Origin of the sequence: Denitratimonas organivorans, assembly GCF_037478135.1 — a bacterium.
Classification (GTDB): Bacteria; Pseudomonadota; Gammaproteobacteria; order Xanthomonadales; family Xanthomonadaceae; genus Denitratimonas.
The window spans coordinates 1-18,491 of record NZ_JBBHDV010000005.1 but is presented as its reverse complement, the minus strand read 5'-3'; the positions used below and the strand labels follow the sequence as shown (position 1 = coordinate 18,491).

12 protein-coding genes and 1 other annotated feature are annotated in these 18,491 nt (G+C 53.9%); of the genes, 11 read left to right on the top strand and 1 reads right to left on the bottom strand.

The annotated features are described in order from the left end of the window. Positions 1-130: 130 nt before the first annotated feature. Positions 131-1,174: a radical SAM protein gene (locus WDB66_RS06720; protein ID WP_339397773.1), complete on the bottom strand. Its 1,044-nt coding sequence runs from the start codon at positions 1,172-1,174 to the stop codon at positions 131-133. A gap of 564 nt (positions 1,175-1,738) precedes the next feature. Here WDB66_RS06720 and WDB66_RS06715 point away from each other — a divergent pair. From WDB66_RS06715 to WDB66_RS06665, 11 genes are all read left to right on the top strand, one after another. Then, positions 1,739-2,955 (top strand): IS3 family transposase gene (locus WDB66_RS06715; protein WP_489670831.1). Its coding sequence is split into 2 segments (ribosomal slippage): positions 1,739-2,024 and positions 2,024-2,955, totalling 1,218 coding nucleotides; the frame shifts between segments, so codons are not numbered across the junction. Continuing rightward, positions 2,017-2,133, top strand: a sequence feature (AL1L pseudoknot). (Overlaps the previous gene by 117 nt.) 420 nt (positions 2,956-3,375) lie before the next feature. Then, positions 3,376-4,011, top strand: a complete 636-nt coding sequence (locus tag WDB66_RS06710; RefSeq protein ID WP_339397770.1) for a hypothetical protein — start codon at positions 3,376-3,378, stop codon at positions 4,009-4,011. A 142-nt stretch (positions 4,012-4,153) separates the two neighbouring features. Continuing rightward, complete coding sequence (locus tag WDB66_RS06705) at positions 4,154-4,282, top strand: hypothetical protein (protein WP_339397769.1); 129 nt, start codon at positions 4,154-4,156, stop codon at positions 4,280-4,282. After that, entirely contained in the window at positions 4,272-7,100 is a 2,829-nt protein-coding gene (locus WDB66_RS06700) for a type I restriction-modification system subunit M (RefSeq protein ID WP_339397768.1), read from the top strand. Before WDB66_RS06705 ends, WDB66_RS06700 begins: the two co-directional genes overlap by 11 nt. Then, positions 7,091-8,368, top strand: a complete 1,278-nt coding sequence (locus WDB66_RS06695; protein WP_339397767.1) for a restriction endonuclease subunit S — start codon at positions 7,091-7,093, stop codon at positions 8,366-8,368. Before WDB66_RS06700 ends, WDB66_RS06695 begins: the two co-directional genes overlap by 10 nt. Then, the gene (locus WDB66_RS06690) at positions 8,361-9,899 is read left to right on the top strand and encodes a DGQHR domain-containing protein (RefSeq protein ID WP_339397766.1); all 1,539 of its coding nucleotides are present in this window, start codon (positions 8,361-8,363) and stop codon (positions 9,897-9,899) included. The genes WDB66_RS06695 and WDB66_RS06690 overlap by 8 nt, the downstream gene beginning before the upstream one ends. Further along, positions 9,899-11,239 (top strand): hypothetical protein, encoded by a 1,341-nt coding sequence (locus tag WDB66_RS06685; protein WP_339397765.1) that lies wholly within the window; start codon positions 9,899-9,901, stop codon positions 11,237-11,239. Before WDB66_RS06690 ends, WDB66_RS06685 begins: the two co-directional genes overlap by 1 nt. Continuing rightward, positions 11,236-12,372, top strand: coding sequence for a DNA adenine methylase (locus WDB66_RS06680; protein ID WP_339397764.1), 1,137 nt, complete (start codon positions 11,236-11,238; stop codon positions 12,370-12,372). Before WDB66_RS06685 ends, WDB66_RS06680 begins: the two co-directional genes overlap by 4 nt. A gap of 7 nt (positions 12,373-12,379) precedes the next feature. Further along, a complete protein-coding gene (locus tag WDB66_RS06675; RefSeq protein WP_339397763.1) occupies positions 12,380-13,867 on the top strand; it encodes an RNA/DNA-binding domain-containing protein in 1,488 nt (495 codons plus the stop codon). A 4-nt stretch (positions 13,868-13,871) separates the two neighbouring features. Further along, entirely contained in the window at positions 13,872-16,997 is a 3,126-nt protein-coding gene (locus tag WDB66_RS06670) for a type I restriction endonuclease subunit R (protein WP_339397761.1), read from the top strand. Continuing rightward, positions 16,997-17,707: a M48 family metallopeptidase gene (locus WDB66_RS06665; RefSeq protein WP_339397760.1), complete on the top strand. Its 711-nt coding sequence runs from the start codon at positions 16,997-16,999 to the stop codon at positions 17,705-17,707. Before WDB66_RS06670 ends, WDB66_RS06665 begins: the two co-directional genes overlap by 1 nt. Positions 17,708-18,491 lie beyond the last annotated feature (784 nt).

Genomic DNA, 18,491 nt, shown 5'->3' with positions numbered 1-18,491 from the left:
TATTGAAATTTGCCATTACCTCAGAGTCTCCCGGAACTATTGAGTCGAGTCTTTCAGCAAGCCGCGGGTCAATACTTATGCTGCCATCTTGATTTAGGGACACTAAGGAAGGATCGATGTTATTCATAAGTTAACTCATGCTGGCATTAAGTACTATGGGGATTTGACGACGAGCAGCTCGATTTATAGCCGTAAGAGGGCAGCTTAGAGCACTGACGTCAAAGTCTGTGAACCCCTCGAGCCATAGGCGGAGCAGATCATTATCAATATCAACAGTTCCATCCGGGTTAATGTGACCGATAGTGTTTCTTGGATCGTCAAGCGCTACAGTACACTTCCCCAGCCTCCCGTCAGACCTTACCATTATTGAATTTGATCGAGCCGCGTAACATATTTCTCTTCGCTTTGTTTTATCCAGCTCTGAGTCCGCCAATACCCTGGATTCACCTTTGAGTCGAAGCATGGCCTTGGAGTAGTCCGAATAGTTCAACGTCGGTATATTTCCCGATGCTGACCCCCCGAGATCAGATAGCCTATGAAAGTGAATATCAAACCTCCCATCATCACCAAAACTTCCATTCAACCTCGGCACGAGCCTCCCCAAACTGTCCAAATTGTCACTGGCGATGTGAACTCGAATAGTAACTGAAATATGATGACTTGATGACTTCATCACCATAAGATTGTTCCAAATGACGTCAAATGTTCCCGACCCATCTGCTCGCAATCGACGCGTGTCATGAATATCAACATCACCATCAAGGGTTATTTGGAAGTGATTCTGCCCACACTTAACAAGCCGATCAAGGGTCTCCTTGTCCAACAAGTAACCATTAGTCGTCAGCCCCCCATTAAAACTAACTTTATTATCCCGCGATAACTTCGCAGCAAACTCTGATATATCAAACAAAATTGATTTTGCCAGCAATGGCTCCCCACCAAACCATGAGAGGTGGAGCCTCTTTAGTGAGGTTATGCGATTTCTTATTAGATTCTTGATTCCAGAAACCACCTCAGCACTCATTTTGCCAATTTTGAAATCCTCATAGCAATAAGTGCAGCGAAAGTTACATTTTTCGGTAGGCAGTATTATCAACTCAAGAGTCGAATTATCAAATGCAGATGCTATTGTTGATGGATGGTACCCATTCGGAAACGTCTGCTCAGTAGACATATGAATTGCTTCCTTGGCCCTGACGTGACTATTAACGGTGTGGACTATCAAACTCACAACGCAAGCTGTTATTACTGTCGTCGCAGCGCAGACGATTTGTGCAACTTAATCTATTTGTACTGTTATCGCACCCCGTGTTTGCGCAATTTAAACGATTCGTAGACTGTGGAGCGTCAACTGATGATGCATACGCTTCTTTTAGCTGCTTTACAACTTGATCGCTGGCTAAAATATTCCCATTTTCATCAATAGCAATCTTGCTAAGGTCAATTATTGTCGACTTGGTATCCATAGGCATCCTTATTATGAATAATAAAAATTATATCCCGCTGGCCAGACAAAGATATTACTTTTAACCAGAGACCGCTGGATGTAAGTGCATTCAAATGTGGGCGGACTACAACCGCTATAGACGGTGAATTGTAAAAATATGTATCACGTGAACGAACACTTGTCAACGACCTGAGCATGTGCTTGACACATGAGTGATGGGGATAATTCTCAACCGCCCCAATGAACCGGCTTGGGATTCCTGGAGGCTCCAAATCTTGAGAGGATGGAGTCATGAACAAGCCAGTGAAGTATTCCCCGGAAGTGCGGGAGCGAGCGGTCCGGATGGTGCTGGAGCACCAGGATCAGCACAGTTCGCAGTGGGCGGCGATCGCGTCGATTGCCAGCAAGATCGGTTGCACCGCGCAGACGCTGTGCAACTGGGTGCGGCGGGCCGAGCGTGACCAGGGGTTGCGTCCGGGTCTGACCACGGACGAGCGAGTGCGGATGAAGGCGCTGGAACGCGAGGTTCGGGAACTGCGGCAGGCCAACGAGATCCTGCGCAAGGCGTCGGCGTATTTTGCCCAAGCGGAGCTCGACCGCCGCTTCAAGCCATGACCAGGTTCGTGGGCGACCATCGTCACGCCTACGGAGTCGAGCCGATCTGCCGGGTGCTTCAGATCGCTCCGTCGACCTACTACAGCCATGCGGCCCGGGAGACCGATCCGGAAGCGCGCCCGAACCGGTGGTGGCGGGATCGTGCGCTGGAAGAGGAAGTTCGCCGGGTGTGGGAGGAGAACAAGCAGGTGTACGGGTCGAAGAAGGTCTGGAAGCAGTTGTTGCGGGAAGGCTGGCAGGTGGCGCGTTGCACGGTGGAGCGGCTGATGCGACGGCTGGGGCTGCGAGGCGTCGTCCGGGGCAAGCCGGTGAAGACCACGGTCGGCGACACCGCGCTGCCATGCCCGCTGGATCGGGTGAACCGGCAGTTCCATGCCGACCAGCCGAACGTGCTGTGGGTGAGCGACTTCACCTATGTGTCGACCTGGCAGGGCATGGTGTACGTGGCCTTCGTGGTCGACGTGTACGCGCGTCGGATCGTGGGCTGGAAGGCGTCCACATCGATGAGCACGGACTTCGTGCTTGATGCGCTGGATCAGGCGCTGCATGCGCGGCAGCCGGACGGCCAACTGATCCACCACTCCGACCGGGGCTCGCAATACCTGAGCATCCGCTACAGCGAACGGCTGGCCGAGGCTGAGATCGAACCGTCGGTGGGCAGTGTGGGCGACAGCTACGACAACGCGCTGGCCGAGACGATCAATGGGCTGTACAAGGCCGAGGTGATCCATCGACGGTCATGGCGCAACCGCGAGCAGGTGGAACTGGCCACGCTGGACTGGGTGCACTGGTACAACCACAAGCGACTGCTGGGGCCGATCGGGCATGTCCCGCCAGCGGAAGCCGAAGTGGCTTACTATCGGCAACACACCGGTCAGGCCATGGCGGCCTGACTCAAACCAAATAGCCTCCAAGAAAGCCGGGGCGGTTCATCGCCATCGTGTAAGGATGACATTGAGATAGCCACGGGCATTGCCGAGGCCATGCGCAAGGGATTGGTACTCTATCTGGTGGTGCTGATTCCGTACCTCCTCGCGTTCCGTGAGTTCCTGTTTTGAGGCGCGAGACTGCCTGATCTGTCGCAGCCGAACATCAGCCTGCGCAGCCTCTGGATCATCAGGAGTGGTACGCCACGTGATGCCGTTCGGGCAGTGCGGTCAACACGGCCTTGGGAACGCGGGGGGGAGGCGACTATCCGCTACACTCACCGCATGGTTACGTGTGCCCAATGCCATGCTGAAGTGCCTGATGACTCACCATTTGCCGACCGCGTGCCATGCGCCAATTGCGGCTCAATCCTACGGCACTACTCCGTGCACTTGGCCGACACTGTAGAGCTCAGCTCGCACTTCGCCGGGCAAGCTAAACGCGACGGGGTCACCGTGGGTTACTCCGAGTCGGAACGTCAGGGCACGGCATCCTCTGGTGACATCAGGGGTGATCAGGTCGAGCATCGGATTCGAGGAGTAAGCCCTCAGGGGGAGCAGGACACCATGGGGGTCGCCCGAAACCTGGTGCAATGGTTGAATCGAGAGCAGATCAAGTGGGGGGAACCATCAGAAAGCTCTGCGGCACATACCGATGCTGTTGCCGAAGGTGTCGGCGCGAACGCTGGCGCGACACTGAAAATCCAAGTCGTCCGGGCCATCGTAGACCCTCAAATCTGGCGTGAACTCGGTGCAACGGGCGAGTACACAGCATCCCTGAGTCTCGGCCAGGCTGCGCAAATGATGTGGGATGCCGTGCAGAAGAAGGTTGGCAAGATTGAGCCAGAGGCACGGCAAGGCCTTGTCCTGCTACTGGATGCAAACCGGTGCCCTGGGCAGGCGTTCCCTGCGGTCGTTGCCGAGTACCGCCGTCAGTACGCAGATGAAACCCGAAGGCTTGGATTTGATGGTGTCTATGTCGCGGGATACTTGATGGATTCCGTGTCGGCGCTGGATGAATAGAACAGACGAACAACAAATCACCCCATGAACATCCAGCGACTCGAAAGCGACCTGGGGCAATCGGTCGCCAACTCCAAGCTCACTGCCACTGAATACCTTTTACGACCAGAGCCAGTCATTGATTGACCGTTGCGATTTCGTCATGGTCAATCCGCCGTTCAACGTGGACGGCGTGGATACCAAGAAGGTCAAAAGGCAAGACATGCCAAACGATGCAGATAACAAAGAGCCGGTGTCCAAAAAACAGACCGGCAACAATGATGGATATTGAAGTGACAAGCACCGAACAGAAGACTGACCGCTTTATCAGCAAGCTCGAAGCCGTAGGAGGTTCCGCTGGGAATCAGCGGCTCCGGGAGGCGTTGGGATGGCAGGAATCCACTTATGACAGCATCAAGCAGCAACTGATCGAGGAGGGGCGGATCATTCCCGGTCGAGGGCGCGGCGGTTCGGTTGCACTGGCTATGACAGCCTATACGGCCAACAAAGAATCAGCGACATCGTTGGAAGTGCACGAAGCCTCCGTGCCATACCTGAAGACAAGGACGAAAGCAGATTCGTCATCGAGGAACCGAGCGACTGCTACCCCTACTGCCAAGACACTTGCCCCACGCAACGGCGTGGTCAAGAAATCCGACCTCTACAGCTCCATCTGGGCCTCCTGCGACGAGCTGCGCGGCGGCATGGACGCCAGCCAGTACAAGGACTACGTGTTGTTCATGCTGTTCATCAAGTACATCAGCGACAAGTACGGTGACAGCGACGACTTCGCCCCGCCCGTGGTTATCCCGCCCGGTGCATCGTTCAAGGATATGGTGAAACTTAAGGGCAAGGCCGACATCGGTGACAGGATCAACACCCAGGTCATCCAGAAGCTGATCGACGCCAACACCAAGCTGGCACGCAGCGACTTCCCTGATTTCAACGACCCCAACAAGCTGGGCGAAGGTTCGGCCATGGTCGAACGGCTGGGCAACCTGATCGCCATCTTCGAAAAGCCCGAGCTGAACTTCGCCAACAACCGCGCCGACAACGATGACCTGCTTGGCGATGCCTACGAATACCTGATGCGCCACTTCGCGCAGGATTCCGGCAAGAGCAAAGGCCAGTTCTACACCCCGGCCGAAGTCAGCCGCATCATTGCCCAGGTGATTGGCATCTCGCACGCCAACACCCGCGCCTCAACCACCGCGTATGACCCGACCTGCGGTTCAGGATCGTTGTTGCTGAAAGTCGCCGCCGAAGCCGGACGCCGGATCACTCTGGAAGGGCAGGAAAAGGACGTCACCACCGCTGGCCTGGCCCGGATGAACATGATCCTGCATGACTTTCCCGATGCCACCATCCTCAGCGGCGACACGCTGGTGAACCCCAAGTTCAAGGACGGTGAACAACTGCGCGCCTACGACTACGTGGTTGCCAATCCGCCATTTTCCGACAAGAAATGGTCCACCGGTCTCAACCCGGCCAACGACCCGTACCATCGTTTCGCCTGGGGCGAACCGCCCGCCAAACAGGGCGACTATGCCTACCTGCTGCATGTCATCCGCAGCATGAAGGCCACCACCGGCAAGGGTGCCATCATCCTGCCGCATGGCGTGCTGTTCCGTGGCAATGCGGAAGCTCATATCCGCAGGCAACTGGTGCGCTCCGGCATCCTCAAGGGCATCATCGGCCTGCCTGCCAACCTGTTCTACGGCACCGGCATCCCCGCCTGCATCCTGGTGCTGGACAAGGAAAACGCCAGCGCCCGCAAGGGCATCTTCATGATCGACGCCAGCAAAGGCTTCATCAAGGACGGTCCCAAGAACCGACTGCGCGAGCAGGACATCCACCGCATCGTCGATGCCTTCCGCCGTGGCGTAGACGTGCCGCGCTATGCCCGCATGGTGCCGCTGGATGAAATCGCCAGTGACAGGAACGACTACAACCTCAACCTGCCGCGCTACATCGACAGCAGCGAGCCGGAAGACCTGCACGACATCGACGCCCACCTCAACGGCGGCATCCCCGAACGCGACATCGACGCCTTCTCCGCTGACTGGCAGGAAATGCCCGCCCTGCGCTATGCCCTGTTCGAGGCCGAGCGTCCCGGTTATGCGCGGCTGCGCCAGCCGATGGCCGAAGTGCGTTCCATCATCCTCGCCCACCCGCAGTTCCAGCAATTCCGCAGCAAGGTCGAAACCCTGTTCGGCAAATGGCAGCAGGCCGTCATGCCCCTGCTCACCGGCATCCAGCCCGGCGACAAACCCAAGACGCTGATCGCGCAGGTGTCCGAAACCCTGCTTGCCACCTTCCAGGCCGCGCCACTGCTCGACCCCTACGACATCTACCAGCACCTGATGGACTACTGGGCCGAGACCATGCAGGACGATGCCTACCTGATTGCTGCTGATGGCTGGGTGGCGCTACCCCGACGCATTGTGGAAATCGACAAGAGAGGCAAAACCCGTGACAAGGGCTGGACCTGCGACCTGCTGCCCAAGCGCTATATCGTCGCCCGCTACTTCGCCGCCAAACAGGCCGAACTGGAGGCAAAACAGGCTGAGCTTGAAAGCATTGCTAGCCAGGTCGCCGAACTGGAGGAAGAACACGGCAGCGATGACGGCGCCTTTGCAGGCTTCGACAAGATCAACGCCGCGCAGGTGAAAGACCGCATCAAAGAGATAGACCCAGCCTATAAAGCCCGTCATTCCCGCGCACGCGGGAATCCAGCGCCTTCAGCTGATGCGCAGGAAACCGAAGAACTGGAGGTTCTAGACACTTGGCTGCGTCTCTCCGAGCAGGAAGCTGCACTGAAAAAGGCCGTCAAAACGCTGCAATCAGAACTCGACCAGCAAGCCCACAACCATTACGCCACCCTCAGCGAAGCCAAGGTCAAAACGCTGGTGGTGCAAGACAAATGGCTGGCCCGCCTGCAAGGCTACGTGCAGCAAGAGCTGGATCGCATCTCCCAAACCCTCGCCCAGCGTATCCGTGAACTTGCCGAACGCTACGAAACGCCGCTGCCGAAGTTGGAAGATGAAGTGGCTGCCCTCAGCACCAAGGTGGCAGCGCACCTGAAAAAGATGGGGGCGACATGGAAGTGAAGCCGGGGTATAAGCAAACGGAAGTGGGGGTGATTCCGGAGGATTGGGATGTCGAACCGTTAGGCACGCGTGCAAGTTTTAAAACCGGACCATTTGGCAGCACACTACACCAATCTGACTATATAGATGGGGGCATTCCTGTAATTAACCCGATGCACATCAATGATGGTCGGATAACTCCTATTGTGACGATGTCTGTTTCCGAAGAAGCTGGCCGGCGTTTGACTGACTTTCGCATGAAGCCTGGTGAAATCATCATCGGTAGGCGCGGCGATATGGGGCGATGCGCTGTCGTGGATGAAGGGCATGCAGGCTGGATGTGTGGCACAGGTTCCATGCTCATTCGTCCTCGACTAGATCACCCAAGTTTCTTGCAGCGAATACTGTCAAGTACCGTAGCGATCAAAGCCATTGAGGATGCGTCCGTCGGTTCGACAATGATCAACCTGAATCAGGCAACGCTGTCAGGGTTAAATATCCAGATTCCGCCAATTGAGGAGCAGGACGCCATCGCCACCGCCCTCAGCGACATGGACGCGCTGCTGGACGGACTGGATCGCCTGATCGTCAAAAAGCGCGCCATCAAACAGGCCACCATGCAGCAACTCCTCACCGGTCAAACCCGCCTGCCGGGGTTCTGGGGAGAGTGGGAAGTGAAGCGGTTGGGTGATCTCGGAATATTTATGAAAGGTTCTGGTGTACGCAAAGATGAAGCACAGAGCGGTGTGCTGCCTTGCATTCGCTATGGTGAGCTGTATACGCACCATCATGATGTAATCCGCTCGTTCAATTCATACATTTCTAAAGAAGTTGCACAATCAGCCACCCGAATCAGAGCAGGAGACATTCTGTTCGCTTGCTCTGGAGAGACAAAGGAAGAAATCGGAAAATGTGCTGTGTTCATTGACGACGAAGAAGCGTATGCAGGCGGCGATATAGTGATTCTCAGACTGAGTGAAGCTGACCCCATGTTTATGGGGTACTACTGCAATACCCCGAATCTGGTCAGTCAGAAAGCCAGCTTTGGGCAGGGCGATGCTGTTGTGCACATCAGTGCAAAAGCGCTGGCTGAAATTGAAGTCTATATTCCTGAGGAGGAGGAACAAGCCGCCATCGCCACCATCCTCAGCGACATGGACACTGAAATCACCTCCCTGGAAACTCGTCGCACCAAGACCCGCGCCCTCAAGCAAGCTATGATGCAGGAACTGCTGACAGGTCGAACCAGATTATCACGTTTTAATAAGGAGAATTCACGTCATGTCTGATGCCAAAAAAAATCACACGGTGCCAGCGTTGAAAGTCAGACAGTGGTTGGATTGCTGGGATGATATTAAATGGGGCGAGAATGAAAGAGGCGCAGAACCCCAGCATTGGTTCTACCAATTCAGCATGTCTGCCAGAGACCTCAAAGCTTTGAGTGGTATTTATCCTAGGACAACGCAAAGAGCCAAGGGAGCTGATGACCACGGCATTCAGCGAAAGCATGAGTTATCCCGCTCCGAAGAAATCAAGAAGTTCATCCAATACGGATATCCTTGGTCGGATCTGAGTGAGAAAAAAAGAAGCTCCGGGGAGTTTGACGAGCTAAAGCGACCAGGATGGTTGCCTACCGCTATTGTTGTCAACATTTTGACAGAAAATGATGAGCGACGAGGATCTAAGATTGGCGCCAACGACCTCATAAAAATTCAAAATGACGAAAATAGTCGTCTTTCTTCAGTCTGTCTCCCGGATGGCTTTGATGGTCCGAGCTGGAGAAGTAATACCTTGCCCCCTATAGAAGTTATTGACGGCCAGCATAGACTGTGGGCATTTGATAACTTGGATCTAGAGGGCGACTTTGAACTTCCGGTAATAGCTTTTGTTGGTCTTGATCTAAAGTGGCAGGCGTACCTTTTCTATACGATCAATGTCAAACCGAAAAAGATCAACGCTAGCTTGGCATTTGATTTGTATCCACTCCTTAGAACACAAGAATGGCTCACAAAGTTTGAAGGCCATGCCATTTATCGTGAGACAAGGGCGCAGGAAATTGTGGATCTTCTCTGGTCTTGCGACGAAAGCCCTTGGTATCACAGGATCAACATGCTGGGTGAGTCAGGAACCAAAGGGAAAATGGTTGCTCAGGCTGCATGGATAAGATCCCTGCTTAGCTCTTTCATAAAAAGTTGGGAAGGCCCTGGCGTTAAAGTAGGTGGGCTTTTTGGAGCACCTGTCGGTCAGCACGAAATGGTTCTTCCCTGGACTAGAGTCGAACAGGCAGCATTTATCATTTTTTCTGGAAAAATGATTCGGCAAGCCGTTTCTGAATGCGATGCTGATTGGGCAAAAGCTCTGAGAAATCAAAAGGAGCCATCGCTCTTTGACGACGACGATGCTGCATTCTATGGGGCCAAATCCTTGATTAACCAAGATCAAGGTATTCGGGTTTTTCTTCAGGTTGTCAATGATGTGTTCTATATCAACTCCGATAAGTTGAGCCTGCAACAATGGGGTGGCCACCATGACGAAGAGCAAAAATATCAAGAAGTTGTAAAAGAAAGAGTCGCCTCATTAAGTAGTCAACCATTGATATCTCAGTTCATGTCAAACTTGGCCGAAAGCCTGGCACTGTTTGACTGGAGATCATCGGATGCTCCTGGGTTAGGTGATCATGAGCGAACACTAAAGGCCTCGTTTAGAGGCAGTAGTGGCTATAAAGATCTGCGAAAGAATGTACTGAATCATTTGGCAAAAGGTGATAACGATATCGCCTTATCCGCCCGAGAACTCCTGAGCATTCTGGGGTACAACTAATGTCATTGTCCGTACAACAGCAGGAGTTAATCCGAGAAGCCAGCAGAAATGCCATTCTTAATGGCCTCGAAAGAGGAAAGAAAAATTTTTGGCATCAAGGTGAATGGATGCCAACAGAAAACCCTTACAAGACAGACTGTATTAACAAGTTAAAACAAGTTTTTTCGCAAGGGGTGACAAGTATAAATTGTCGCTATTTGGTGGAGTACATTGCAGCGTCTACAGTAGTCCATTGTTTTGATGGGTGGTCTTTCTTAGGTAGAGCTTTGGATGCAGAGCTCTCAGGGGATTCAGATACCGCAAAACACCTGGCCTATTATGCGGAACTGCGAGCGGCCATGTCTTTGCTAGCAGGTCATGGTATAGGCGTTTTTAACGATAAGCACGTCATCGTAAAAGATGACGGATTTTGTTATTTGTTTCCTAGAAAGGATGATGGTCAATATCTACGCACTCATCAGTTCGTATGGGAAGCGTTGCAATATTGGGGTGATCTTCTGCCAGCAAGAGATACCCTGTTTAACAGTATTTTCCCTGGAAACATTCCTTTGGGTGAATGGCTAAACCACTACCCAGGCAGTGCCAATTTTGTGGCTAGCCACTGGTTGAAGCAATGGGGTCTTGACATTGCCAGAATGGCTGAGGACAGGGATGCCCGAAATGTTGCCAGTTATAGGCCATCTGCATTCATCTCGCCTGGATGCGACTCTGTTCAGAATACGATTACGTCTGTATGCCAGCTATGGGAGTTATGCGAACCAAGATCTCAAGGCGGATTTCAGGTCATGGATCGCCATATACTTCGCGCTTCACTTCACGAAGCAATCAAGCAAAAAATTGACAGTGAAGATGAATTTGAACGCATGGTTCGGTCTGATGTTCAAACCATTTTGGATAATATTTCTCCTCAAGATTTGAACGAATCTCAGTGGAAAGAATTTCTTTCACGAAATGAGAAGCATCCTGTCTTGGCAGAGTCAGCAGGAACACTCTCTGTTAATCAAGTTGGCCATTCCCGTCAAGTACTTTCACGGGCACTACTATTGCTTCGCGTCGCAACTGGATCAACCTCTGTTCTTGTTAAAGACTGTGGCGGTAGTAAAGATAGTCTGAATTTTTGGTGGTCCGGATCTCCCGTTTCACGAAGACTATGGGAGCCGGACTCGCCTCCCGACCAGTTCTCTGACTTATGGGAGGATATTGGCGAAGCTAAAGACGAACTGATTGATGCAGCCAATAGTCCCCATATTTCGTATCATAGTATATGGAGACAGAATAGCCGACAAATTTCTGTTTTTCCTACTACTGAACGTGTGGCCCTTTGGGGATTATGCCTATGAAGTACATGGGTTCAAAACGGGCGATGTTAAAAAATGGATTGGGTGAGCTTCTCAAAGAAGAAGCGTTGTCTGCATCAAGAATCGTAGACCTTTTTTCCGGTTCAGCCTCTGTTTCATGGTTTTCTGCAACACGATTTGATATTCCTGTAGAAGCGTATGATTTGCAATCGTACGCAGTGGTGATGGCTCAATCAGTTATATCAAGGGATCAGCCGGTTTCAATAGAAAACGTTGAAAAGATTTGGATTGATCGCTCTAGGGCAAGTCTGCGAAAAATGAATGGGTGGAAGGAGTCTATTCATTTGGAGGGAAAAGAAAAGAAAATTTCATCTTGGAAAAAAAGTGCCGAGAAACTGTGTAGTTCAGGAATAGGCTCCAAAAGTTCAATAATTTTCAATCGTTATGGTGGACATTATTTTAGCCCAACCCAGGCTCTCGCTTTCGATAGTTTGTTAAGAAATCTTCCCGAGGATGAGGTGTTAAGGTCAGTATGCCTGTCAGCTACCATTGTTGCAGCTAGTCAATGCTCTGCTTCTCCTGGGCATACAGCACAACCTTTTAAGGCAACCAAAACGGCGGCCCCGTTTTTGTTGGAAGCATGGTCAAGAGACCCTTTTTTTTATGTAACTCAAGCAGTAAAAAAAATAGCCCCTCTTCATGCAAAAAAAATTGGAAAAGCTTGCGTCAAGGATTCCAATGAAGTTGCAAGAAACTTACTTGAGAACGACTTGGTTTTTGTAGATCCTCCCTATTCAGGAGTTCATTACAGTCGCTTCTATCATGTTCTGGAAACCATTGCGAGAGGCCAGTGTGGGCAGGTTAGTGGCATCGGACGATATCCTCCATCAGAAGAGCGACCAAATTCAGCTTACAGTAAGCGAGGGACATCTCGCGATGCCATAGAGGACTTGTTAAAAAGCCTTTCAGACTGTGGTTGCACAGTAATTCTTACTTTTCCTAAAGGAGAGTGCAGCAATGGCCTGGCAGGAGAGGATTTGGAAGAACTTGCGAATAATTTTTTTAATGTGTCTAGGCGTGTTGTCAAAACTCGATTCAGCACATTAGGGGGAAACGATATAACTAGGTCGGCAAGAAAAACGTCGGACGAGTTAATACTGGTTTTGAAAAAGTAGAGACTCTATGGGATTTTCTAACCTCCCCCAGAAACTGGCACAAGGCGAAGACAGCCGCCACCAGTTCAAGCGCGATGCCACCAACGCCGATGCCCTGGCTGCGGAGCTGGCGGCATTCGCCAATAGCGGAGGCGGTACGCTGTTTCTCGGCGTGAATGACGATGGCACGGTGGCCGGGCTGGATGCTGCCGATGTTAGACGACTGAATCAGTTGCTGGGCAATGCGGCATCCCAGCATGTGCGTCCGCCGGTACACCCCTTAACCGAAAATGTGCAAACGGCACAAGGTATTGTAATGGTGGTAACGGTGCCTGATGGTTTGTCCAAACCCTATCTGGATAACCAGGGGCGCTTGTGGATCAAGCAGGGGGCGGACAAGCGCCATGTCACCTCGCGCGAGGAGATGCAGCGCATGTTCCAGCGTGCCGGGCTGGTGCGGGCAGATGTGGTGCCGGTGGCAGGCACATCGGTGGCCGATCTGGATGACAAAGCTTTTGTCTCCTACTTTGAGCGGCGCTATGGGCAGAGCATTGAAAGCACCGGTGCAACGCTGGATCAGGTGTTGCAAAACCTTGGCCTGGGCGATGGATGCGAGCTGAACCTGTCTGGCCTGATGCTGTTTGGCCGCAACCCGTTGCGCTGGTGCCCGGCCTTTACCATCAAGGCGGTGGCTTTTCCCGGCACGGTAATCTGGGACACACGCTATCTGGACAGCGAGGACATCAGCGGCACCCTGGCTGAGCAGTTCAGGAGCGCTTTCGCCTTTATCAAGCGCAATTTGCATCACGTACAACGTGGACAGGGGTTCAACTCACCGGGTGAGCTGGAAATTCCGGAAGCCACATTGGAGGAGTTACTGGTGAATGCGCTGGTGCACCGCGATTACTTCACCAGCGCTTCCATCCGCATCCTGATCTTTGCCGACCGGGTGGAGATCATCAGCCCCGGCCATTTGCCGGACAGCCTGAGCGTGGCCGATGTGCGCCAGGGTAAAACCAACCGCCGCAATCCAACGCTGACTGATCATGCTTTTCACCTGTTGCCTTATCGTGGGCTGGGCAGCGGTTTGCCGCGTGCGTTGGCGGAGTGGCCGCGCATTGATCTGGTGGATGATGTGACCGGTAACCAGTTCAGTGCCGTGATTCAGCGGCCAGTAGCGGAATGGGCAAGCGTCACCCCCCAAGTCACCCCCCAAGTTACCCCCCAAGTTACCCCCCAAGTTACCCCCCAAGTTACCCCCCAAGTTACCCCCCAAGTTACGGGGGAAGTCCTGCGTCTTTTAAACACTATGCAGGGTGATATGAAGCGGGCAGAAATTCAGACCCTGCTGGGGCTGAGGGACAGAAAGCACTTCCAAGATGCCTATCTGCGCCCGGCGATGGAGGCCGGTCTTATCGAGATGACCATTCCGGACAAACCGTTGAGCAGCCAACAGAAGTACCGCCTGACGGCCGCAGGCCACACCCTGCGGCAAGCCCTGCGCAAGGAGCCCTAACGCCATGAATCCATCCGTTCCGCGCTCCGAGCGCAGCAGTCAGAATCGCATCGTGCGGTTGTTCACCACACCGGAGACCGAAGGTGGCCTGGGCTACGAGAACCTAGGCAACTGGAGTAAACGTGAGGGTAATCGCGCCATCGAAGTCGATCTGCTGCGTGAGAATCTGGCCGCACGCGGTTATTCGCCTGCCCACATCAGCGCCGCCTTGCAGAAACTGGAAGTTGCCGTAGATGTTACCGGCATCACGCCTTATCAGGCCAATCTGCGCACCTATCAATTACTGCGTTATGGTGTGCCGGTGCAGGTTACCGCAGGGCAATCGCACGAAACGGTGCAACTGATCGACTGGGCACAACCGGAGCGCAATCATTTCGCCCTGGCAGAGGAAGTGACGCTGAAGGGCGCGAGCACCCGTCGGCCGGATATCGTTTTGTATATTAACGGCCTGGCGGTGGCGGTGATCGAACTCAAGCGCAGCTCGGTGGATGTGGGTGACGGCATTCGGCAACTGATCAGTAATCAGGAGGAGGCCTTCAATCAGGGCTTCTTCAGTACCGTGCAGTTGCTGTTGGCGGGCAGCGATGCGCAAGGCCTTCGTTACGGCACCACCGGCACACCGGAACAGTTCTTCGTACAGTGGAAGGATGAACAGTCGCAAGCCACCACCACAGCGGGTGCCTTGCTGGATCGCCCGTTGGCACAGATGTGTAGCAAGGCACGGCTGCTGGACTTGATTCGCAACTTTGTGATTTTCGATGCAGGTTTCAAGAAGGTGCCGCGCCAGCATCAGTACCAGGGCATCAAGGCCGCTCAGGAGCGCATTGCCAAACGTGAGGGTGGCGTGATCTGGCACACCCAGGGTAGTGGCAAAAGTATTTTGATGGTGCTGCTGGCCAAATGGCTGCTGGAGCACGATCCGCAGGCACGGGTGCTGGTCATCACCGACCGGGATGAGCTGGATAAACAAATTGAAGGTGTGATGCGCAACGCCGGAGTGATCGGTGAAGGTTCGGCATCGCCGCGCATCACCTCTCGGGCGGATTTTGTGCAGAAGCTTGGTGCCACCGCCCCGCGCCTGTTGTGCGCGTTGATACATAAATTTGATGCCGCTGACCTCAAAGGTGAGCCGCCGCCAATCCACGGACGTTTTTATGTGTTCGTGGACGAATGCCACCGCACCCAGGGTGGCAACATGAACAAGCAGATGAAGCGCTGGCTGGCCGATGCCCTTTTCATTGGTTTTACCGGTACACCGTTACTGCGCAAAGACAAGCAAACCACCCGCGAGGTATTTGGCACCTATATCCACACCTACAAGTTTCACGAAGCGGTGGCCGACAAGGTGGTGCTGGATCTGAAATACGAAGCCCGTGACGTGCCGCAGCGGCTAACCTCGCGCGAGGCCATCGATGCCTGGTTTGAGAAAAAGACGCGCGGACTAAATAACTTCCAGAAATCCATCCTGCGCAAGCGCTGGGCAACGATGGAAGAATTGATGAGCGCCAAGGAGCGCAAGGATCGTATCGTCGCTGACATCATTGAGGACTTCAGCCTCAAACCGCGCCTGGACAATGATCGTGGCACGGCGATTCTGGTGGCCGCCTCAATTTATGATGCCTGCCATTACTTCCGGTTGTTCCAGAACACGCATTTTGCCCCGCATGTGGGTCTCATTACCTCCTTCGAGCCCAATCCCGCCGCCATCTCGAAAGAATCCGCTGGCAGCGACGAACGCTATAAATACGATACCTATAAGCAGTACGTGCTGCGCGATGGCCAGAGTACGAAGCAGTACGAAGACGAAACCAAGCGCCGCTTTATCGAAGAACCAGCAAGCATGAAGCTGCTGATTGTTGTCAGCAAGCTGCTTACTGGTTTCGACGCACCCAGTTGCACCTACATCTATCTGGACAATGAGCTGCACGATCACAACCTGTTTCAGGCTATTTGCCGTACCAACAGGCTTGATGGCGACGACAAGGACTATGGTCATATTGTCGATTACAAGGAGCTGTTCGGCGACGTGCAGCAGGCCATTGCGGTGTACAGTTCCGACGAGTTGGACATCGATGCGGGCAATGGCGGCGACAACAACGTCCATCTGAAAAATTGGCTGGAGGAAGGCCGCAAGCAACTGGACGAGGCCCGTGAAGCGCTGCATTACCTGTGCGAGCCGGTGCTGCAGCCGCGTGAGCTGGAGCAGTTCATCCACTACTTCTGCGGCCATGCAGGTGATCCGGAGGCACTGCTGGAAAGCGAGGCGCTGCGTATTGCCTTCTACAAGGCGGTGGCGACCTATCTGCGTGCCTTCGCGGACATCGCGCAGAACCTGACCGAGGCGGGTTACTCAGACAGCGAAGCCGACACCTTGCGGCGGGAAACCGAGTTCTATGCCGAGGTGCGTTCGGCCATCAAGCATTACAGCGGCGAAGAGCTGGACATCAAGCCCTATGAGGCCGACATGCGCCACCTCATCAACACCTATATCCAGGCCGAGCCAGCGCAGGCGTTGGGGGACCTGGCCGAACTGTCGCTGACCGAGCTGATCATCGAGACCGGCATCCACAATGCCATCGCCAAGAAGCTCAACGAGAAGGGCAAGCTGTCGAAGAATGCAATTGCGGAAACCATCATCAACAACGTCCGCAAGACCATCATCCGAGATCGCCTGACCGACCCGCGCTTTTATGAGCAGATGTCCAAGCTGCTCGATGACCTGATCCAGCAAAGCCGTGAAGGCACCGAGGCCTACGAAGCATTCCTGAGCAAGGCGGAAGACATATTGAAAAAGCACCGCGCGAAACAACACGATGTCGATGAGCCTGCCATATTGCGCGGCAATGCAGGTGCGCTGGTAATTTATCGCAATCTGCCTGACATCATTTCCAGCGATGTGCTGCCCGATGCGGGTGGTGGAGTCAAAGATCCACAAGCCGAGTACGGAGACCCGTTGGCCTTGCTGGCGCTGAAGATCGATCGTGTGATGCATGACGAAGCCCCGGCAGGATGGCGTGGCGACGAAGCCAAGGAGCGCATCGTGCAGAATTTCCTGCATCCGTTGACCGGACGCAACCGCGAGGCCACGCTAAAATTATTCGATTTGCTGAAAAATCAGCCGGGCTACTGATGGTGCAGACGCACATACGTCTGGGGGAACTGGACATTGCCGTCACGTTCAAGGCGGTGAAGAATGTCCATCTTTCCGTGCATCCGCCCGAGGGTGTGGTGACGCTGGTGGCCCCGATGGGCACGCGGCTGGAAGTTGCTCGTGCCTATGCTATTTCCAAGCTGCGTTGGATTCGCCAGCAACAAGCGCAATTGCAGGCACAGTCCCGCGAAACTCCTCGCCAGTTCGTTACCAGGGAAAGCCATTACGTCTGGGGACGTCGCTATCTGCTCTCGGTGCTGGAGCGCGATGCCCCGCCCACGGTGAAGATGGATCACCGTCGCATTACCTTGTCTGTGCGACCCGGCTCCGATGCAGCCAAGCGCGAAACCATCTATCAACGCTGGCAACGCGGTTTACTACACCATGCCATTCCGCCTCTGATCGAATATTGGGAGCCCCGCATCGGCGTGAAGGTCAATGGCTACTTCCTGCAACGGATGAAGACCAAATGGGGTAGTTGCAATCATCGCCAGGCCCACATTCGGCTCAACACGGAACTGGCCAAGAAGCCTCGTGACTTGCTTGAATATGTGATCGTGCATGAAATGATCCATCTGATCGAGCCGACGCACAGTGAGCGGTTTATATCGCTGCTGGCCCAACACTATCCTGCCTGGCGGGATGCTCGTGCGGAACTGAATGCGTTGCCACTGGGGCAGACTGTTTGAACCGCCCCGAGATTTCTGGAGGCTCCCGACAGAACTGGCCTCATTTGTTTGAATAGTGCAGCCGTACCTTATCGTCCCGCATGACAGGCGATCTCATGAGGTGGAAGAGGTGGCAGAAGCGCTGCTCATGGAATACAAATATACCCCATTCCTCCTCTCCCGCGATCTGGCTGCGCTGGAATCATCGCGATTTGTCCACCCGCCGGCCTCGTCATCGGCCGCCAGCCGCCAGCGCCGTCCCTTTCATCGAAGCGCGCCTGATGCAGGTCGATGGCAAAATGGAGGTTAAGGATGGCGTCCGCCACCTGATCGCCAGAGGCCTGCATGACCCAAGCCCTTGGCATGCCTCACTGGATGTGCGGAGTCGGGATTTTCATTGAAGCAAGATGGAGCCACCACGCGATATGGCGCGCTCACATATCCCTGACGAAACAATGCAATCGTGGTGGAGCATCTCAATCGCCTTCGACTACCGCTGGCGCAGATGCTCGCGATGAAGGCAGGTCGAAAGATCATCGCCTTATGGGGAATTGGGGCAACGAGTGCGTTTTATTCAGCGTCAAATCGTTGCAAAAGTTAACACTTTGACGACGGGCACTTGCAGGCGTCCGTCGCCGTTTGGAGCAGCAAAAGGAGCAGTGGGTGCAGTCTGGATGGCGCACACTGCTCCTCGGAAGCGGGCACTGCTCCACACCCGTAGCCAAGGAGAGTGCTTTCGAATGGCGCAATCGGGCGCGTGGTCGAGGGCGAGGCGGACTGGGGCAAAGGCCGGCGGCGCTTGACG

Coding starts and splice junctions, on each gene's coding strand:
- WDB66_RS06665 (WP_339397760.1), top strand. CDS start 16,997: ATGGTGCAGACGCACATACGTCTGGGGGAACTGGACATTGCCGTCACG.
- WDB66_RS06680 (WP_339397764.1), top strand. CDS start 11,236: ATGAAGTACATGGGTTCAAAACGGGCGATGTTAAAAAATGGATTGGGT.
- WDB66_RS06675 (WP_339397763.1), top strand. CDS start 12,380: ATGGGATTTTCTAACCTCCCCCAGAAACTGGCACAAGGCGAAGACAGC.
- WDB66_RS06705 (WP_339397769.1), top strand. CDS start 4,154: ATGGTCAATCCGCCGTTCAACGTGGACGGCGTGGATACCAAGAAGGTC.
- WDB66_RS06700 (WP_339397768.1), top strand. CDS start 4,272: ATGGATATTGAAGTGACAAGCACCGAACAGAAGACTGACCGCTTTATC.
- WDB66_RS06685 (WP_339397765.1), top strand. CDS start 9,899: ATGTCATTGTCCGTACAACAGCAGGAGTTAATCCGAGAAGCCAGCAGA.
- WDB66_RS06690 (WP_339397766.1), top strand. CDS start 8,361: ATGTCTGATGCCAAAAAAAATCACACGGTGCCAGCGTTGAAAGTCAGA.
- WDB66_RS06720 (WP_339397773.1), bottom strand. CDS start 1,174: ATGTCTACTGAGCAGACGTTTCCGAATGGGTACCATCCATCAACAATA.
- WDB66_RS06670 (WP_339397761.1), top strand. CDS start 13,872: ATGAATCCATCCGTTCCGCGCTCCGAGCGCAGCAGTCAGAATCGCATC.
- WDB66_RS06695 (WP_339397767.1), top strand. CDS start 7,091: ATGGAAGTGAAGCCGGGGTATAAGCAAACGGAAGTGGGGGTGATTCCG.